The sequence below is a fragment of the Arthrobacter sp. TS-15 genome, assembly GCF_006964045.1.
In the GTDB taxonomy this organism is placed as follows: Bacteria; Actinomycetota; Actinomycetes; order Actinomycetales; family Micrococcaceae; genus Arthrobacter.
Genome location: NZ_SDXQ01000115.1, coordinates 1 through 1,099, shown reverse-complemented (window position 1 = coordinate 1,099; position 1,099 = coordinate 1). Strand labels below are relative to the sequence as shown.

Annotated in this window: 1 protein-coding gene; it reads left to right on the top strand. The window is 69.4% G+C overall.

Annotated features, from left to right (window positions below; translation table 11 throughout):
* Nucleotides 1–491: 491 nt before the first annotated feature.
* Nucleotides 492–1,099, top strand: a 608-nt coding sequence (gene rsmH, locus EU811_RS23140; protein WP_238703554.1) for a 16S rRNA (cytosine(1402)-N(4))-methyltransferase RsmH, incomplete at its 3' end; no start/stop codon positions are given.

Sequence of the window (1,099 nt, the reverse complement as noted above, 5' to 3'; positions counted from 1 at the left end):
TAGTCTCGTGGGCTCGGTGGGAACGGATGCGGAAGTCGTCATATCTATAACGGTAGTGGTCACACGCTGTCCGGGCCTGCTGTGAGAGGGGACAAAGAACATCAATGAGCGTTGTTGTGAGGTAACCCACAAGGGTGGATCGGCTACGCCCGTACGGGTGGAAAAACCCGGTTTGGCGCTTCATCCGGGCCGAGAGCCGCGACGCGCAGGCCGGTTCGTTGACCGTGGGAGACCGTGGACTAAAGTGGCGCGAAAGCGGGGGACGGACGCTCTCCCTGCTGGACTGTTACCCCCGGAGGACCGGTGACGAGCCGGGATCTCCCCACGTGCGCGGCGCGTACGTACGGCTCGGCCTCCTCCCGCTCCCGGTCGGCTGACGCTTCCGGCGCCGGCAGGCCTCCCCTTCACGGAGCGGGCGGGGACCCGGCGGTGCGTGCGCGCGGTGCCGGACCTGAGAGGGCCCCTTGACCCAGAGCCGACATGTTCCGGTGATGCTCCAGCGATGCCTGGACATGTTGGCACCAGCGCTGGAGAGGCCGGGAGCGGTCGTCGTCGACTGCACGCTCGGCCTCGGCGGCCACAGCGAGGCCCTGCTCAGCCGGTTCCCGGAAGCCCGTCTTGTCGCCCTGGACCGCGACAAGGAGGCGCTGCGCCTCTCCGGGGAGCGGCTCGCCCCCTTCGGCGACCGGGCCACCCTGGTGCACGCGGTCTACGACGAACTGCCCGACGTGCTCGACCGCCTGGACCTCCCGCGCGTCCAGGGCGTCCTCTTCGACCTCGGGGTCTCCTCCATGCAACTCGACGAGGCCGACCGCGGCTTCGCGTACGCCCAGGACGCCCCGCTCGACATGCGCATGGACCAGACGACCGGCATCAGCGCGGCCGAGGTGCTCAACACCTACCCGGCGGGCGAACTCGTCCGGATCCTCAGGGCGTACGGCGAGGAGAAGCAGGCCAAGCGGATCGTGTCCGCGGTCGTGCGCGAACGCGACAAGGAGCCCTTCAGCAACAGCGCGCGGCTCGTCGAGCTGATCCGCGACTCCCTGCCGCAGGCCGCCAAGCGCACCGGCGGCAACCCCGCCAAGCGCACCTTCCAGGC